Source organism: Parabacteroides sp. CT06, assembly GCF_002257605.1.
Taxonomy (GTDB): Bacteria; Bacteroidota; Bacteroidia; order Bacteroidales; family Tannerellaceae; genus Parabacteroides; species Parabacteroides distasonis.
The window spans coordinates 2,431,227-2,447,969 of sequence record NZ_CP022754.1; the positions used below are offsets into that span (position 1 = coordinate 2,431,227).

At 52.1% G+C, this 16,743-nt stretch carries 17 protein-coding genes; 13 read left to right on the top strand and 4 right to left on the bottom strand.

What is annotated here, in order from left to right:
* The first annotated feature begins 500 nt into the window (after window positions 1-500).
* Genes CI960_RS10610 through CI960_RS10620 form a run of 3 tightly spaced genes read left to right on the top strand, consistent with a single transcriptional unit; the run spans window position 501 to window position 4,117 of the window.
* On the top strand, window positions 501-920 hold the full coding sequence (locus tag CI960_RS10610) for a hypothetical protein (protein ID WP_005856551.1): 420 nt from the start codon (window positions 501-503) through the stop codon (window positions 918-920).
* 3 nt (window positions 921-923) lie between these two features.
* Window positions 924-2,378, top strand: coding sequence for a DnaB-like helicase C-terminal domain-containing protein (locus CI960_RS10615; RefSeq protein ID WP_005856549.1), 1,455 nt, complete (start codon window positions 924-926; stop codon window positions 2,376-2,378).
* Window positions 2,375-4,117, top strand: coding sequence for a DNA primase (locus tag CI960_RS10620; RefSeq protein ID WP_005856547.1), 1,743 nt, complete (start codon window positions 2,375-2,377; stop codon window positions 4,115-4,117). The genes CI960_RS10615 and CI960_RS10620 overlap by 4 nt, the downstream gene beginning before the upstream one ends.
* 247 nt (window positions 4,118-4,364) lie before the next feature.
* Here CI960_RS10620 and CI960_RS10625 read toward each other — a convergent pair whose 3' ends face one another.
* On the bottom strand, window positions 4,365-4,610 hold the full coding sequence (locus CI960_RS10625) for a DUF6722 family protein (RefSeq protein ID WP_005856543.1): 246 nt from the start codon (window positions 4,608-4,610) through the stop codon (window positions 4,365-4,367).
* 198 nt (window positions 4,611-4,808) lie between these two features.
* Between CI960_RS10625 and CI960_RS10630 the strand changes: the two genes are divergently transcribed.
* Window positions 4,809-5,249 carry an HU family DNA-binding protein gene (locus CI960_RS10630; protein ID WP_005856541.1) on the top strand — a complete coding sequence of 147 codons (441 nt, stop codon included), beginning with the start codon at window positions 4,809-4,811 and terminating at the stop codon, window positions 5,247-5,249.
* A 1-nt stretch (window position 5,250) separates the two neighbouring features.
* Here the strand turns inward: CI960_RS10630 and CI960_RS10635 are convergent, their stop codons facing one another.
* A complete protein-coding gene (locus CI960_RS10635; protein WP_005856539.1) occupies window positions 5,251-5,475 on the bottom strand; it encodes a DUF4248 domain-containing protein in 225 nt (74 codons plus the stop codon).
* A 91-nt stretch (window positions 5,476-5,566) separates the two neighbouring features.
* Here CI960_RS10635 and CI960_RS10640 point away from each other — a divergent pair, with 91 nt between their 5' ends.
* The 7 genes from CI960_RS10640 to CI960_RS10675 all read left to right on the top strand — a co-directional run bounded on the left by CI960_RS10640 (window position 5,567) and on the right by CI960_RS10675 (window position 11,968).
* Entirely contained in the window at window positions 5,567-6,034 is a 468-nt protein-coding gene (locus CI960_RS10640) for a glucosaminidase domain-containing protein (RefSeq protein ID WP_005856537.1), read from the top strand.
* A 409-nt stretch (window positions 6,035-6,443) separates the two neighbouring features.
* Window positions 6,444-7,628, top strand: coding sequence for a glycosyltransferase family 2 protein (locus CI960_RS10650; RefSeq protein WP_005856532.1), 1,185 nt, complete (start codon window positions 6,444-6,446; stop codon window positions 7,626-7,628).
* The gene (locus CI960_RS10655; RefSeq protein WP_005856530.1) at window positions 7,621-8,544 is read left to right on the top strand and encodes a glycosyltransferase family 2 protein; all 924 of its coding nucleotides are present in this window, start codon (window positions 7,621-7,623) and stop codon (window positions 8,542-8,544) included. Before CI960_RS10650 ends, CI960_RS10655 begins: the two co-directional genes overlap by 8 nt.
* A complete protein-coding gene (locus CI960_RS10660) occupies window positions 8,519-9,706 on the top strand; it encodes a glycosyltransferase family 2 protein (RefSeq protein ID WP_005856528.1) in 1,188 nt (395 codons plus the stop codon). The genes CI960_RS10655 and CI960_RS10660 overlap by 26 nt, the downstream gene beginning before the upstream one ends.
* Window positions 9,707-9,818: 112 nt before the next feature.
* Window positions 9,819-10,943 carry a hybrid sensor histidine kinase/response regulator gene (locus CI960_RS10665; RefSeq protein ID WP_005856527.1) on the top strand — a complete coding sequence of 375 codons (1,125 nt, stop codon included), beginning with the start codon at window positions 9,819-9,821 and terminating at the stop codon, window positions 10,941-10,943.
* Window positions 10,944-11,103: 160 nt separating this feature from the next.
* On the top strand, window positions 11,104-11,436 hold the full coding sequence (locus CI960_RS10670) for a 6-carboxytetrahydropterin synthase (protein WP_005856525.1): 333 nt from the start codon (window positions 11,104-11,106) through the stop codon (window positions 11,434-11,436).
* Window positions 11,423-11,968, top strand: coding sequence for a radical SAM protein (locus CI960_RS10675; RefSeq protein WP_005856523.1), 546 nt, complete (start codon window positions 11,423-11,425; stop codon window positions 11,966-11,968). Before CI960_RS10670 ends, CI960_RS10675 begins: the two co-directional genes overlap by 14 nt.
* Before the next feature lie 36 nt (window positions 11,969-12,004).
* On the opposite strand, the gene CI960_RS10680 is transcribed toward CI960_RS10675, so the two are convergent.
* Window positions 12,005-13,351: a dihydroorotase gene (locus CI960_RS10680; protein WP_005856521.1), complete on the bottom strand. Its 1,347-nt coding sequence runs from the start codon at window positions 13,349-13,351 to the stop codon at window positions 12,005-12,007.
* 39 nt (window positions 13,352-13,390) lie between these two features.
* Entirely contained in the window at window positions 13,391-14,140 is a 750-nt protein-coding gene (locus CI960_RS10685) for a polyprenol monophosphomannose synthase (protein ID WP_005856519.1), read from the bottom strand.
* A gap of 291 nt (window positions 14,141-14,431) precedes the next feature.
* On the opposite strand from CI960_RS10685, the gene CI960_RS10690 reads away from it, so the two are divergent.
* Both CI960_RS10690 and CI960_RS10695 read left to right on the top strand, forming a co-directional pair.
* The gene (locus CI960_RS10690; protein ID WP_005856517.1) at window positions 14,432-15,358 is read left to right on the top strand and encodes a hydrogen peroxide-inducible genes activator; all 927 of its coding nucleotides are present in this window, start codon (window positions 14,432-14,434) and stop codon (window positions 15,356-15,358) included.
* 86 nt (window positions 15,359-15,444) lie between these two features.
* Window positions 15,445-16,710 carry a carboxypeptidase-like regulatory domain-containing protein gene (locus CI960_RS10695; RefSeq protein WP_005856515.1) on the top strand — a complete coding sequence of 422 codons (1,266 nt, stop codon included), beginning with the start codon at window positions 15,445-15,447 and terminating at the stop codon, window positions 16,708-16,710.
* Window positions 16,711-16,743 lie beyond the last annotated feature (33 nt).

Sequence of the window (16,743 nt, forward strand, 5' to 3'; positions counted from 1 at the left end):
GGGATATACCCCGTCTCTATAACAAACATAATTTTTTAAAGATAATAAATTCATTTTTAAGCAAAAGATTACCCACCCCAATCTAGTCATAATAAACAATCAAATTAATCATTTAAACCTACATTAGAAAAAATTATACCATGTTATAAAACAAAATAATTAACCAATAATAATGCTTGCATAAACCAAAACATAACCTTACCTTTGTAAAGAAAGTAGGAAATACAAATAAGTTGATTTAATGAGATACAAAATAAATAATTATTAATTCAAAAAAAGAAGGAAACGTTTCGTTTTCTATTCTTTTATTTTTATTATAAATACCTATTTATATCTTATATAGTGCGAAATGACGTTAAAAAGGGCATTCGAAAAATAGATACCTATTCAAGACAAACCACTATTTAACAGATTGTTAATCCTTAAACCCCCCATTCGATCGGGGGTTCGAAACTAGGTTCGATTCTTTATTTTCACCATTCAAAACAATACAAAGTACAATGAAACAGACAGTTAGCGTCAAAGAGTTAAAAAGTGGAGGTTACACACGTTTTCCGAGGTTATTTATCGACCTATTACTGCAAGATTACTATCCGAAGAACAAGACACGCCTTAAGATCGGCGTGTTCATATACATTTTCGGTAAACTAGCCAACAAGCCTTACAACTATCGATACGCTGGCGGCAAGCGGGTATCTATCTACGAGGGGCAGTGCATCATCCATATCACGACCATGGCCAGGGCATTGGGATGTTCCTTATACGCGGCGAGGAAAGCGCTGAACGAGCTGGCCGAGGAAAACATGATCCATAAGATCAAGGCAGGAAACGGCCTCGCCGTCAAGGTACCCTTCTACAAGTCCCTCTTCATCAAGGAGGAGAAGATACAGAAAGATAACGACAAACAAGAACAGGAGTAAAGCATGGCAAACACGAGCAAAAACAAGAGCGACCGCCCGGCGACACTGCCCGACGGCCTCGCCCTCCCGCAGGAGCAGGAGATCGAGAAAGCGATCTTATCGGGGCTTATGGCCTCCCACCGGCATATGCCCACGCTGGCGGCGCAACTGCTGCCGGAGATGTTCACGCTACCGCAAGTGGCGATGGCCTTCGAGGCGTACCTGAACATCTACAACCGGGGGGAGAGCGCCGACGCTCTCTCCGTGGAGAAGGAGCTGCGGAGGATAGCGCCCGATAAGGAGACGCTGGCCACCGACCTGTACCAGCTGGCGCTGGGCGGACGGTATCTGGAAACCGGCGACGAGTACATGCCTACCCACGCACGCCACCTGCGGGAGGCCTACGTAGCGAGGCAGTTCATGCTGAGCTGCTACGACTCGGCCTTGAAAGCCTCACGGCCGGATCGTGACACGGAGGCCTTGCTGAAGGAGATGGACTCGCACGTGGGCCGGCTGATGGAACGGCTCTCGCACGCCACGAACAGCGTAGGCATGAAGGAAGCCACCCTGCTGGCCAAGGAGCGCATGCTGGAGATACAACGCAGGGTGACGGAAGGACGCACGCCGGGCATACATACCGGCCTGGAGGGATTGGACCGGATGACGGGCGGCATGATGCCGGGCACGCTCAACGTGATCGCCGCACGCCCCCGGGTAGGCAAGACGGCCTTCGCCCTCTTCATGGCGCTGAACGCAGCGAGGAACGGGCACCCGGTCTGCCTCTACAGCCTAGAGATGTCGAAGGAGCAGCTGGTGTTCAGGCTGCTGGGATGCATAGCGGACATAGAGCCCTCCAAGATCCTGAAAGGGACCCTCTCCGCCCCCGAGATGAAGAGGATACAAAGGGCCTCCGACGAGCTGGAGCGACTGCCGATATGGATCGACGAGCGCACGGACCTGAGCGTGGCCGACCTGCGTTACCAGATCTCGCTCCGGCGGAAGCAGGGGCGGTGCGAGATGGTGATCGTGGACTACCTCCAACTGATGCTCTCGCCTTCCGAGGACCGCAAGAGCACGAACGACCAGATATCGGCCATCACCCGGCAGCTAAAGCTGATCGCCAAGGAGAACGACATCCCCGTCGTGCTGCTGAGCCAGCTGAACCGGAATTGCGAGGCGAGACCCACGCTGAAGAACATGCTGTCCGACCTGCGTGACTCCGGCTCCATCGAGCAAGACGCCGATACGGTATTCTTCCTCCGCCGCCTCTCCGTGATGAACATCGACGAGGACCCGGAGACCCGTCTCTCCACCGAGGGCCGGGGTACCCTCTCGATCGCCAAGAACCGGCACGGGGAGTCCGGGGAGGTGCGTTTCTGCCACAACAAGGGGGTAACCCGGTTCACCGATGACCGCACGCCGGTGCCGAACGACCGCAGACCGGCGAAAGCAGAACTGGATAAAGACCTGTTCGGATGATCACGCATGACACTTTACTGCGGGTACGGGAAACCGCCCGCATCGACGAGGTAGCGGCCGGGTACCTCACACTACGGCGTTCCGGCAAGGGTCTCGTGGCGCTCTGCCCTTTCCACGACGAGCGTCACCCCTCGTTCCGGATCAGCCCGGCGCTCAATATCGGAAAATGCTTCAGTTGCGGCGAGGCAGCGGACCCCATACGCCTCGTGCGCCACATGGAGGGATGCGGCTTCGAGGAGGCCGTGCGGCTGCTGGCCCGCAAGTATGGCATCGAGGTGGAGGAGGAACGGGGCACGGAGGAGGCCGGACGGCACGAGGCACGACAGGCGATCTTACGCGGCAACGAGGACTTCGCCCGCTCCCTCCTTCCCTACGATCCCGCCGAGGGGATAACTGGTAAGGACGAGAACGGCGAAGAAGACCGCAGGGCGCTCCGTGAAGCCTTTTCCCACTTCGGGGTAGGTATCTGCCCGCCCGACGCCCCCGAGGGCTTCAGGCGCTTCCGGAGGCGGCTTGTCTTCCCGGTAAGGACCACCGGGGGACAGATAGCGGGCTTCGCCGGGCGGTACCGGGGAACGGAGGGGGCGGGAACAGCCAAATACGTCAACTCCGACAACAGCGAGGCGTACAACAAGGGACGTATCCTCTACGGCCTGTACGAGGCGGTGAGGGCCGTCCGCACCGAGGGCGACGTGCTGCTGTGCGAGGGTTACAAGGACGTGATCGCCTTCCACGCCGCCGGTATCCGTCACGCCGCCGGGCTTTGCGGCACGGCGCTCACCGAGGATCACGTGCGGATGATACGGAGGCTGACGGGGCACGTCACGCTCGCCCTCGACCCGGACCCGGCGGGACAGGCCGCCACCCTCCGCTCCGCCCGTCTCTTGCTGGCACAGGGATGCGAGGTGGGCCTCCTTCCCCTGCCCGGTGGCATGGACCCGGACGAGATGTTCCGCCGGCAAGGGGCCGAGGCGCTGCGCAGGCTCGTGCGGACAGAGGCGGTGGATTACCTGAGCCACCGCATCCGGAAGGCGGCGGGGCGGAAAGGCGGACCCGACGCCGGGGGGATACGGGAGGTGCTCGGGGAGATCCGTCTCGTAGGCTCTCCGCTGGCCGTGTACCAGCGGGTGGAGGAACTCTCCAAGGCTACGGGTATCCCCCTCGACGTATTGCGTGAGGAGTTGTCCGCCTCTCCCGGCGAGCCTGTCCGGACAGGGCCGGCGGAAGTAGTGACGGGCCTCCCTCCCGCACGCCTCCGGGAAAGGGCCTTGCTGCGTTTCTGCCTCGCCAACCACGACCGGATGTTCTACGCCGGGGATGGTAGCGGTATCTCCCTCCCGGCATGGGTCGCCTCCGAGTTGTCCGCCGGCGGGATGCCCCTGACGGAACCCGCCCATCTCGACCTGCTGGCTCTCCTCTCGGGAAGCGGCCATCCGGACGGGATCACGGACGAGTCTCTCTCCGCCCTCATCCTCTCCCTCCGTTCCTCCTACCCGGAGGAGGGACCGCCGGAAAGGCTCCCCGACGAACTTTTGCCCGACGAGGCCGAACGCCAGCTCTTCCTCTACGCCGAGCCTTTCATACACGACCGGCTACAACGCACGGCCGCACACCTCCGCTCCGCTACCTCGACCGATGAGCGGGCGACATGCCTGAAGGAACTGAGGGATTGTTTCGCCTTGAGCGACCGGATCGGGAGGGCGCTGGGAAGCCAGAGCGTGAGGCGGGTGGAGGGCTGACCCGCCAACCATCAGCCGCCCACAAAAAAACACTACTGTGCTTGGCACCGAACACTATTGTGTCGGGAGGCCAACACAGTAGTATCCGAAGCCAAACACAGTAGTGTTCGGACCGGAAACACGATAGTCCTTTTATTTCATGCTATCCAACCAACGCTTGCCGGATGGCGTGTACGACCAAATAACCAAGCCTATGGAAATGAAGGCTAAAGTTCCCCAGATAAATAATCCCGCATTCATAATTATCTCATTTTAAGATTCTATTACCAAACCAGACCAATGCCAGCGAAACAGCGACTCCGAAAACGACCATCCCTATTACCGTAGCATTGAACTCATACCCTTGGAAGAAGGTCAACGCCCCTCCCAGCACCAACGCCGTGAACGTCAGTTTTGACAAATCATAAAAATATTTGCCCAACGTCTCACGCTGGCACTTCGCCCGTTCACGGGACTCACCTCTCACGTCTCGCCGCTTGTCTTTCTCTTTCATACCGTAAATTTTTCATGTCAATCGAATTTTGATAAGGCAAACATACGGTTATTTTTCTTGACAAACAAGCATTATCCCCCCTAAATCCAACTCTTTACCCCCATTCACCCGACCTCGCCCCCCTTCGTCCCCGTTAACCGGAATCCCACCGGCGGCATGTCGTACCTTTACAACGTAATCAAAAAAACACCAGACATTATGCCGATCAAGTACCGATTAGTCTTACGAAAAGACATGACCAAGGGAGCCGCCGCCGACTCCAAGTTGTATTACGCCGTGAACAAGTCCACCGGCACCTGCGATTTCGAGGAGCTGTGCGACCAGATCGCCGACCGCAGCACCGCCTCCCGGGGCGACGTGCACGTCGTGGTAGACGGCCTCCTCTACATCCTCAAGCAACGCCTCCAGAAAGGGGAGACCGTCCAGCTAGGCGATCTCGGCCACTTCCAAGCCGTGATCGGCAGCAAGGGCACCAAGCTGGAGTCCGACTTCAACGCCTCCCTTATCAAACGTCCTCGGATCGTCTTCCGTCCGAGCGTGACGCTAAAGAGCGTCACCAGCCTCGTCAAGTTCGAGAAGATCGTGCCCGACGCACCCGCCCCGGGAGGAAGCGACAGCGAATCCCCCGACGAAATCTAAATCAGGGCTCCCCTAGGTGCGACACGATGCACTCCCGCTGGCGGGGCGATAAGATCCGTTGGCGGGGATGCCATCCGCACTCCTCCAGCCGCTCCATCAACTTCCCGCTGACACGTATCCACCGGGACAGCTTATCCGAGGCTTTCTTCTTCGACAATAAGGGAAAATAACTCATCGCTATATCACAAAAATAATAGGCGCCGACACCGGTCTCCCGCTTTTCCATACTGATGCTGTTTATTTATTAACTTATTCAAAGATAGTAATTTAATATTAATTTTCCAAGAAAAATCAAACCATAATTCATCGTATATATCATGAAACAAGCCTATATCTCCACCCACCTTGCCGACGCCCAGTCCGCCGGCGCCCGCTTCCACCTAAACCCCATCATCCTCCTTGCCCAAGCCGCCCTAGAAAGCGGCTGGGGCACCTCCCGCCTAGCCCGTGAGGCCAACAACCATTTCGGCATCACCGGCTACGGGGCGAGCAACGCCTTCTGGCACGGGGGCCGTGTCATCGCCCGATACAAGCGGGGCGAGCTGCTGTTCCGCCGCTACGACTCGGCACGCAACTCCTACCTCGACTTCGCCCGCCTCCTCGTCTGCTCCTACCCGCAGGCCGCCGCCATGAGCCGTTTCCCCGCCGACTACGCCAAGGCCATCGCCTACAGCCCCTACATCAGCGAGCTGAACGGCGACAACCGGGAGCGCTACCGGGAGACGCTGGTACAGCTCTGCCACGAGATCGAACCGATTTACTCATCCCTAAAAAACAACAATTGATATGAATAAGATACGACAAATACTTGCCTTCGTCCGCAGCCTGCTGGATTTCTTGCTAAACCTAGGATCTCACACGCCCCAAAAACAACCGCCCCATGACACGACCGACACTCCCACGGAGCCCACGCCCCCCTTTCCCCCACTTCCGCCTGCTCGCCTTGGCCAGCCTCTTCCTGCTGGCGGCACTCTCCCTCCTGCTAGACATGCGGGAGGCAGCGCTGGCGGCTATCGGGGCGATACTCTCGCTCTCGTCCACCCCTCGCCCGGCCCCTTGAACCTGCTGGGCTGGGGGCTGATACTCTCGGCGGCGCTGAGCTCGCTGGGAAAGATATGGCCTCCTTAGGTGAGAAAAAAACGGCAGAATCAAACTCTTATTGAAAATTATAAGTACTTTTGTAAAAAAAAGCGAATGCACTTGTTAATCTACATAGATATCGCCCTATTCATTTTCATCGCCTTTTTCATAGGCTATGACCTATTTTTTACGTTGGCGTCCTTTTTTCGGAGGAGGCACCGGAAACACCGGAGCATACGGCTCCAGAAGTTCGCCGTCATCTTCGCCGCCTATAAGGAAGACCAAGTCATACAGGAATCCGTGGAGCGCATCCTCCTGCAAGACTATCCGGCGGACAAATACCGGGTGATCGTGGTATCGGACCATATGCGGGAGGAGACGAACCAAGCGCTCGCCAAGCTCCCGATCGAGCTCCTCACGCCGGATTTCGAGCATAGCATGAAACATAAGTCCATCACCTACGCCTTGGAATACCTAAAAGAGGGAATCGATAAAGTCGTCATCCTCGATGCCGACAACCTCACGGATACGGATTTCCTGACCCGGATCAACGATATCACGCAAGACAACATCGCCCTGCAAGCGCACCGTACCCTCAAGAACGACAATACGCCGATAGCGGTATGGGACGGTATCTCCGAGGAGATCAACAACACCATCTTCCGCAAGGGGCGGGTCAATGTCGGGATCTCCTCCTCCTTGATAGGCTCCGGCATGGTATTCGACTTCGGATGGCTGAAATCCCACATGCCCCAATGCGGCACTTTCGCCGAGGACAAGGAGCTGGAGATCTATCTCGCCACGGAAAATATCTTTGTCGATTACGCCGAGGACATCCTCGTGTACGACGAGAAGACCTCACGCCAAGAGGTCATGGCACGGCAAAGATCCCGCTGGTTCCACGCCCAACTGCTGGCATTCTCTTTGATCATACGGCATCTTGACCTCCGTACCCTCAACTGGAATTATATAGACAAGGCGGTCCAATGGTTCCCGCTCCCAAGAATATTAAAACTGATCATCCCACTCATCCTCGCCTTGGCATGGAGTCTCACGGCTTTCCCGCTTGCCCTGAAATGGTATGGACTGATATTAATCAGCATCTTGACATATACGCTGGCCATTCCCCGCAAGATGCATACACGGAAACTTTACAGGAATCTGTCGAGGCTCCCTTTTCTCTTTTGCGTCTTGATAAAAGGATATATAGCCTCCTTGCGCCGGGTGAAGGAGAAGGACACCAGCTTCCAGAGTACTCCTCATGACATAACGATAAAAAATAAAGAAAATAATGGCTAAAAAAGTATCCATCATCACCATCAATTACAATGGGAAGGATGATACCGTAGACCTAATCGAGTCGTTCGGTCGGTACGAAACCTATCCTTATGAGATTATCATCATCGATAATGGCTCGAAAAATTACGGCGAACACCATGTACTCAGTAAATATAGCCCCAAGCCAATAGTGATTCGCAGCGACAAGAACCTCGGGTTCGCCGGCGGGAACAACCTAGGGATTCCATACGCCGACGGTGATTATATCCTGTTTCTCAACAACGACACGATCATCAACCAACCGATACTAGAGAACCTAGCAAGGGCTCTCGACAACAATCCGCAAATAGGATGTGTCTCCCCCAAGATAGCGTGCTGGCCTGAGAAGAAGCAGCTACAGTACTCAGGCTCCACCCCGATGAGCCCGGTTACCCTCCGCAACGAGAATATCGGATTCGGTCAAACCGACACGGGACAATTCAATAAATCCCGCTATACGGCATTCGCCCACGGCGCGGCCATGATGATCCGGACCACGGATATCAAGAAGTTCGGGATGATGCCGGAATTTTATTTCCTTTACTACGAGGAGCTGGACTGGTGCGTGCAAATAAGGCGGGCCGGGCTGAAAATCTGGTACGAGGCTACCTCCACCGTCTATCATAAGGAGAGCATGAGCGTAGGGAAACAAAGTCCGCTTCAGGTCTATTATCATACCCGCAACCGCCTTTTATTCGCCAAACGATCGATCGATAAAAGGGATGAAAGGATTTACGCATACATCTACCAAACCCTAGTGGCTTTCCCGAAACGCCTCTCGATCTATCTCGTAAAAGGGAAATTCCGGCTGATCGGGGCGCTAGGCAAGGGATTAATAAACGGATTAATCGCAATCAACAAGGATATGAATTATGGAAAAGAGCTGTCAAGTCATTGAGATCCTCTTCTGGATCGGGATCGGGATCGTTTTCTATACCTATCTGGGGTATGGGATCGTATTATACCTTATGGTCAAGATCAAGGAGCTGTTCGTAAAACCCCGGTCCCCCCGCCTTCCAGAGCCGCTGCCGGAGGCCACGTTGCTGATAGCCGCCTACAACGAGGAGGCGATCGTGGCGAGCAAGATGGTGAATTGCAGACAACTGGATTATCCGGCGGATAAGCTGAGACTGGTCTGGATCACCGATGGAAGCAATGACAACACGAATGAGAGATTAAAAGAGTACCCGGAGGTCACCGTGCTGTACCAACCACGGCGACAAGGCAAGACAGCCGCCTTGAACCGGGCCATCCCCTACGTGAAGACCCCCTACGTGATCTTCACCGACGCCAACACGATGCTGAACAAGGGAGCCATCAAGGAGATCATACGCCAGTTCAGCGACCCGCGGGTAGGCTGCGTGGCCGGAGAGAAACGGGTAGAGATACAAGCCGAGCAAGGAGCCACCGCCGGAGAAGGCATATACTGGAAATACGAGTCCGCCCTCAAGCGACTGGACTACCGGTTATACTCCACCGTCGGAGCGGCAGGCGAGCTCTTCGCCATCCGTACCTCCCTCTTCGAGCAGATGCCCCCGGATACCCTGCTGGACGATTTCATCCTCTCCCTGCGCATAGCGATGAGAGGCTACAAGATCGCCTACAGCAAAGAGGCGTACGCCCTCGAGAGCGCCTCCCTGAACATGCGGGAGGAGGAGAAACGTAAAGTACGCATATCGGCCGGAGGATTGCAATCGGTATGGCGGCTACGGGGATTATTGAATATCTTCCGGTACGGGATACTGAGCTTCCAATACATCAGCCACCGGGTACTGCGCTGGACGCTGACGCCGGTCGTGCTCTTCGCCCTCCTGCCCCTCAACCTTCTCCTAGCCTGTACCGGGCATACCCTTTACACGGTCATCCTTGCCCTGCAATTAGCGTTTTACCTGCTGGGATACTTGGGGTATAAAATGGAAAAACGGAACATCCGGAACAAGCTATTATTCATTCCTTATTACTTTTTATTCATGAATATCAATGTCATACGAGGGTATAGCTATCTCGCTAAGCATAAAGGCACAGGCGCTTGGGAAAAAGCCAAACGAGGCGCGGGATAAAAAAATAAAAAAATAGATGGATAAATAGTCGTTATATGTCGACTTTAATTAATACTTTTGCGCTATTGATACTATTTGAATATCAAGAAAACTAGAACACAATTTAGATACAATGGATAAATTGGCCTCAGAGTATAAAGTTCTTATCGTAGATGATGTCCCTACAAACGTCATGCTAGTACAAGCCATACTGAAGAAAGAGGGATATACGCTTTTGACTTGCGACAGCGGGACAAAAGCACTACGCATAGCTAACGAGAAACACCCAAATCTGATATTACTCGATATCATGATGCCTGAGATGGACGGATATGAGGTCCTCCAGCATCTGAAAAGCAATCCCGAGACTACGGATATACCCGTGATTATCATGTCCGCCCTAAGCGATATGCAAAGCATCGTGAAAGGTTACCAATTGGGCGCCACCGAATACGTCACAAAGCCTTTCCAACGTGAGGAGCTGGTGAAGAGGGTGGCCCACCGCTACGAGCTTTACAGCATCAAGCGCATCAAGGCCGAGCTGGAGAACACGATCGAGTCTAGGGATACGCTATACTCCGTTATCGCCCATGACCTGCGTTCCCCGCTAGGCTCGTTGAAAATGATGAATAACGCCATCTTGATGATGGTGGACAAGGAGCGGGTAGGCGACGAGGTGTACGAGATGATCCAGATGATGAACAAGACCTCCGAGGAGATCTTCCTCTTGCTGGACAACCTGCTGAAATGGGCCAAGAACCGCTTGAACAAGCAGCACGTATATAAGCAACAGACCGACATAAACAGTATCATCGACAGTACCGCCGAGATGTATGTCCCGATGGCGGCGCAAAAAGGCGTGAAGATTATCCTAGAAAATCTGGATAAAGAGCTGGTAGGCTTGGTCGATATCGATATGCTCAAGACGATTATCCGTAACCTGATCTCTAACGCCATGAAGTTTAGTTTCGAGGGGGGCACGATCACCTTATCCTCACGCTCCGAGGGGGATTTCGTAACCGTTAGCGTGAAAGATACCGGCAAGGGCATCAAGAAAGAGGATCAAGACAAGCTCTTGAAACAAGACTCGCATTTCACGACCTACGGGACGAAGAACGAGAAAGGCTCCGGTCTGGGATTGATGCTTTGCAAGGACTTCGTGGAGCTTCATGGAGGAAAGCTTTGGTTCGAGTCCGAGGGCGAGGGCAAAGGAACGACCTTCCTGTTCTCGATGAAGGCGCTGAACCAAGAGGCATAGCCGATCGACGTACCGCCTGTCTCTACCGATCGTAGACAAGTGTCGTACAAACAAACTAAATATTTCGTATATTTGCATCCCGGATTAATATCCGGGATTTTTTTGTGTGCCGAGGTGACATTAGGTACATTATTATTTATCGTATAAACATTATTATCGTATGTATACCGTAATTAAACGTATGGAGATCTCCGCTTCCCATAGCTTGAGATTGTCCTACCCCAGCAAATGTGAGAATCTACATGGTCACAATTGGATGATCACGGTTTATTGCCGCTCCAAGGAATTAAACGCCGATGGCATGGTGGTCGATTTCAGTCATATCAAGAGATCGGTGAAATCCCTGTTGGACCACCAGAACTTAAACGATATCTTGCCTTTCAACCCGACGGCGGAGAACATAGCCTTTTGGGTATACGAGCAGATCCCATCTTGTTTCAAGGTAGAGGTAAAAGAGTCTGAGGGTAACACGGCGATCTATGAGGAAGATTAACGAAATATTCTACAGCTTGCAAGGCGAGGGGTTCCATACGGGGACTCCCGCCGTATTCGTCCGCTTCTCCGGTTGCAACCTGAGATGTAGCTTCTGCGACACCCGCCACGAGGAGGGCGTAATGATGACGGACGAGGAGATCGTGGAGAAGGTATCTTCCTTTCCCGCACGGATAGTGATCCTGACGGGAGGAGAACCTAGTCTGTGGATCGACAAGGCGCTTATATCCCGCTTACGTGAGGCGGGGAAACAGATCTGTATCGAGACGAACGGCACACGCCCCTTGCCCGACGGCATCGACTGGGTGACTTGCTCGCCCAAGGAGAACGCCCCGGTGGTATTGGAAAGGATCGACGAGATAAAGGTGGTTTATACCGGGCAAGACCTGTCCGCATACGCCGAAATCCCCGCACGGTACCATTTCCTGCAACCCTGCTCCTGCCAAAATACGAAAGAGGTAGTGGATTACATCCTCCGGCATCCCCGGTGGAGGCTAAGCCTGCAAACCCATAAACTGATCGATATCCAATAGATAGGGTGAGACGGGGTATCTCCCCCGTCTCTACTACTATAGATAACGGACTTCTTTACCTCTCACGGCGTCATTCACCACTCCATCGCCATAGGCCAACTCGCCATTCACGAAAGTCTTCCATACGCCATGGTGGAACGTATAGCCCTCGAAAGGAGACCAACCGCATTTGTACAAGATATTCTCCTTCGATACCGTCCAAGTCCTCTCCGGATCGATCAATACGATATCGGCGTAGTATCCGGGACGGATGTATCCCCTCCTATCGATACGGAACAGCTCCGCCGGCATATGCGCCATCTTCTCGACCACCTTCTCGTACGTGAAACGGCCTTCCATCGCCAGCTCCAACATCGTGATCAAGGAGTGCTGGATAAGCGGTCCTCCGGAAGCCGCCTTCAAGCAAGAGCCTTGCTTCTCCTCCGGTAGATGCGGGGCATGGTCGGTAGCCACGATATCGATCGTATTGTTATTGACCGCCTCACGCAGCGCCGTGCGATCCTCGATCGTCTTGATAGAAGGATTCCACTTGATACGATTACCGAATTGGGCGTAGTCGCCGTCATGAAACCACAGATGGTGCACGCAGACCTCGCCGGTTATCTTTTTCTCGCTCAAGGGAAGATGGTTACTGAGCAACGATAATTCCTTCTCCGTGGAGAGATGCAGGATATGCAAACGGGAATCCAAGCGGGTAGCCAGTTCAACCGCCTCGGCCGAGCATTGGTAGCAGGCCTCCTCGCTACGGATCTTACTATGGAAAGAGATATCCAGATCCTCGCCATGCAGGTTCGTGTAATACTGGATATTACGCCGGATCACCTCCTCTTTCTCCGCGTGGATGGCGATCAGCATACCGGCCTCGCCGAAGATACGCTCCAACGAGTCTTTCTTGTCCACCAGCATATTTCCCGTAGACGAGCCGAGGAAGAGTTTCAGTCCCGGCACACGGCTACGATCCAGCCTGCGGATCTCGTCCATATTATCGTTTGTCCCACCGAAGAAGAAGGAGTAATTCGCACGGGAGACCTCGGCGGCACGGTTGAATTTCCATTCCAGATCGGCGATCGTCGTGGTCTGTGGCTTCGTGTTCGGCATGTCCATGAAGGTCGTCACGCCACCGGCCACGGCCGCACGGCTCTCGGTCCCGATATCCCCCTTATGGGTAAGCCCGGGGTCCCGGAAATGCACCTGATCATCGATGACGCCCGGTATCAACCATTTCCCCGTAGCGTCGATCACTTGGTTCGCCTCGGCACGCACGTTCCCGGGAACCTCCCCCTCGAACACCGCCGCGATCTTATCCCCCTCCACCAACACCGAGCCGATAAAAGAACGGCCCTCGTTGATGATTCTCGGATTTTGGATTAATATTTTATTCATCTTTCTTATTCTATTATAAATTGTCAAACTCTGTTTTCATTAGGCATGGCTCGCATGTTTCCTCGGATACTTCCTGAAGAAACTCCACCATTTCAATTGAAGGACGCCGAATAAAGCCTCCCCGAATATCGAAGAGTTCATCTTGGAGACACCCAAGGCACGGTTGATAAAGATGATCGGCACCTCCACGAGCTTGAAGCCGCACTTATAAGCCGTAAACTTCATCTCCACCTGAAAGGCGTATCCCTTGAAATGGACACGGTCCAGATCGATCGTCTCCAGCACCTCACGGCGGTAACATTTAAAGCCCGCCGTCGTATCCTGTATCTTCATACCCGTGACGATACGGACATACACCGAGGCGAAATAAGACATCAACACACGGCCCAACGGCCAGTTCACCACATTCACCCCGTTGCAATACCTCGATCCGATGGCTACGTCGGCACCCTGCCCGGTACAAGCGGCGTATAGCTTCGGCAGGTCATTGGGATTATGACTGAAATCGGCGTCCATCTCGAAAATAAAATCATATTTATGCTCGATAGCCCATTTAAAACCCCGGATATAAGCGGTACCCAATCCCAGCTTCCCCTTACGCTCCACGATAAAAAGACGCTCCGGGAACTCCTTCTGCAAGCCCTTCACGATAGCCGCCGTCCCATCCGGAGAGCCATCATCGATCACCAAGATATGAAACACTTTCTCCAGCCCGAACACGGCACGAATGATATTCTCAATATTCTCCTTCTCGTTGTATGTAGGAATAATGACGATACTGTCTGACATATACTTTAATCAATTAATTTTTAGCTCATTATATATACGACTGTAAACCATTTGTAAATAACTCTCCAAAGTTACATATTTTTTCTGTGTAAATCTATCATCCAGTTAGCCCATTCGTCTGTTCCATGATAAGCAAATGTATTTTGGCTTTTCACCCAACTTCTCCGATTTCCCCCTAAATGCCTAATACTCAAATTAAGCTGCTTTATTCTTCCACTTTTATTCGATTATTCCAGCGTTTTTCCGTAAGTTTGTCTTCATTAATTTCTAACGCTTGTAAAATTAAGTACTATGAATATACAGCAACTCGAATATATCCTAGCGGTGGATACTTATCGTCATTTCGCAAAGGCAGCAGAGCATTGTAGGGTGACACAACCGACATTGAGTATGATGATCCAAAAGCTGGAAGACGAACTAGGTATTAAATTGTTCGATCGAAACCTACAACCCGTTCGCCCCACACCTGCCGGACGTAAGGTTATTGAGCAAGCGAGAAATGTCCTCTATCAGGCTTCTCTTATCAAAGATATCGTGAACGAGGAGGAACAGTCATTGAAAGGTACGTTCCGCTTAGCGGTGCTACCGACTATCGCCCCTTATTTACTACCTCGCTTTTTCCAGCAATTATCGGAAAAGCATACGGATCTTGACATCCGTATGCTGGAAATGAAAACCGCTCCCACTATGGCCGCCCTGCAAAACGGGGAAATCGACGCCGCTATCATAGCGAACCAACCCACTGAATCCAATTTACAAGGAGATATATTATATTATGAGCAATTCTTCGGATACGTGGCTCACAACGAATCTATATTCAAAAAGGATTTGATCCGTACCGCCGATATCAACGACGAGCGGTTGTGGCTGTTGGACGAGGGACATTGCTTCCGTGACCAGCTGATGCGTTTCTGCCAGATGGAGAAGGTAAAGGTTCGCCAAGCCGCTTACCGTTTAGGTAGCCTAGAGACATTTATGCGTATGGTGGAAAGCGGTAACGGTATTACGTTCATCCCGGAATTGGCTACCCTGCAGTTAAGTAAAGAGCAGAAAGAATTGGTACGTCCGTTCGCCATTCCCAAGCCGACACGGGAGATCGTCTTTGTCACCCGTAAAGATTTTATCCGGCATACCGTAGCGGGTATTTTAATAGAGAGCATCAAGAAAGCGGTACCTAAAGAAATGTTGACTTTGCAGCCCGGACAAAAGGTTGTGTGATTTTTTTGATAAATCCCATAGGGTATTTCTTTCCTGGGCGATCATATAAGTACAAAGTGATTATTTACCATTAAAACAATACAAATATGAAAGCGCTCTGTAAACAAACTATGGGATTTATCCTGATGATACTGTTGGCTTGCGGTGTAACCTCTATAAAGGCACAGGATAGCGCAGACGATGAGTTTATCACTGTCAGCGGTGTAGTAAAAGACAAGCAAACACGAAAAAAACTGGAATACGTAAATATCTCTATTCCGGGAACCAACGTGGGAACGATCACCAATAATGACGGTGAGTTCTCTATCAAAGTGAAAAACGGCCTCCATGCCAGACAAGTAGAAGTATCGCATATCGGATATTTGAATGGCTTGATCCCCGTAAACGATAAGGACATATTAGAATGTACGGTATTACTCGAACCGAACATGAATACGCTCAGCGAAGTCATTATCCGGGCCGGAGATCCTCGATATATCGTAGAGGAAGCGATTGAGAAAGTAAATAAGAATTACATTACCACGGGTAGCATGCTTACTGGGTTCTACCGGGAGACCGCACAAAAAGGCCGTCGCTATATCAATATATCGGAAGCGGTTATCGATGTTTACAAAACTCCCTATAAGGACAGGAACGTGGAACGGGATCGGGTACAGATCTATAAAGGACGTAAATTATTGAGCGAGAAGGCTAGCGACACATTAGCCGTGAAATTATTGGGAGGCCCTAACCTATCCGTTTACGTGGATGTGGTGAAGAATCCGGATTTATTGCTCGACCCGAATATCTTACCTTATTACGCCTTCCGTATGGAAGAAAGCGTGATGTTAAACGACCGACCGCATTACGTAATCAGTTTCCAACCTCAAGCGATCTTGCCTTACGCCTTATATTACGGTAAATTGTATATCGATAAGGAACGGCTTTCCTTCAGCCGTGCGGAATTCGCCCTCAGCATGGATGACCGGAATAAGGCTACCGAGGCCATCCTCCGCAAAAAGCCTTTTGGCTTGCGATTTAAACCCGTGGAGGTAGCTTTCCTCGTAACTTACAAAGAACGTGACGGCATGAGCTATCTGAGTTATATCCGCAATGAGGTTCGCTTTAAATGCGACTGGAAACGAAAACTTTTCTCTACCAACTACACGATCGTATCCGAGATGGTCGTTACCGATGGTAAAGAACAAAATAACTCCATCCCCTACCGGATGTCTTTTAAAGCGGATCAGTCTCTATCCGACAAGGTATCGGACTTCGCCGACGAGAACTTCTGGGGAGCTTACAACATTATCGAGCCTACCGAGTCTTTGGAGAATGCGGTATATAAATTAAAGAAGCAACATAAAAATTGACCGTGTAAATATACTATCGACAATGATATGGAC

Bases quoted from the DNA above. Each gene is read 5' to 3' on its own strand.
- CI960_RS10610 (WP_005856551.1), top strand. From the start codon at position 501: ATGAAACAGACAGTTAGCGTCAAAGAGTTAAAAAGTGGAGGTTACACA.
- CI960_RS10615 (WP_005856549.1), top strand. From the start codon at position 924: ATGGCAAACACGAGCAAAAACAAGAGCGACCGCCCGGCGACACTGCCC.
- CI960_RS10620 (WP_005856547.1), top strand. From the start codon at position 2,375: ATGATCACGCATGACACTTTACTGCGGGTACGGGAAACCGCCCGCATC.
- CI960_RS10625 (WP_005856543.1), bottom strand. From the start codon at position 4,610: ATGAAAGAGAAAGACAAGCGGCGAGACGTGAGAGGTGAGTCCCGTGAA.
- CI960_RS10630 (WP_005856541.1), top strand. From the start codon at position 4,809: ATGCCGATCAAGTACCGATTAGTCTTACGAAAAGACATGACCAAGGGA.
- CI960_RS10635 (WP_005856539.1), bottom strand. From the start codon at position 5,475: ATGGAAAAGCGGGAGACCGGTGTCGGCGCCTATTATTTTTGTGATATA.
- CI960_RS10640 (WP_005856537.1), top strand. From the start codon at position 5,567: ATGAAACAAGCCTATATCTCCACCCACCTTGCCGACGCCCAGTCCGCC.
- CI960_RS10650 (WP_005856532.1), top strand. From the start codon at position 6,444: ATGCACTTGTTAATCTACATAGATATCGCCCTATTCATTTTCATCGCC.
- CI960_RS10655 (WP_005856530.1), top strand. From the start codon at position 7,621: ATGGCTAAAAAAGTATCCATCATCACCATCAATTACAATGGGAAGGAT.
- CI960_RS10660 (WP_005856528.1), top strand. From the start codon at position 8,519: ATGGAAAAGAGCTGTCAAGTCATTGAGATCCTCTTCTGGATCGGGATC.
- CI960_RS10665 (WP_005856527.1), top strand. From the start codon at position 9,819: ATGGATAAATTGGCCTCAGAGTATAAAGTTCTTATCGTAGATGATGTC.
- CI960_RS10670 (WP_005856525.1), top strand. From the start codon at position 11,104: ATGTATACCGTAATTAAACGTATGGAGATCTCCGCTTCCCATAGCTTG.
- CI960_RS10675 (WP_005856523.1), top strand. From the start codon at position 11,423: ATGAGGAAGATTAACGAAATATTCTACAGCTTGCAAGGCGAGGGGTTC.
- CI960_RS10680 (WP_005856521.1), bottom strand. From the start codon at position 13,351: ATGAATAAAATATTAATCCAAAATCCGAGAATCATCAACGAGGGCCGT.
- CI960_RS10685 (WP_005856519.1), bottom strand. From the start codon at position 14,140: ATGTCAGACAGTATCGTCATTATTCCTACATACAACGAGAAGGAGAAT.
- CI960_RS10690 (WP_005856517.1), top strand. From the start codon at position 14,432: ATGAATATACAGCAACTCGAATATATCCTAGCGGTGGATACTTATCGT.
- CI960_RS10695 (WP_005856515.1), top strand. From the start codon at position 15,445: ATGAAAGCGCTCTGTAAACAAACTATGGGATTTATCCTGATGATACTG.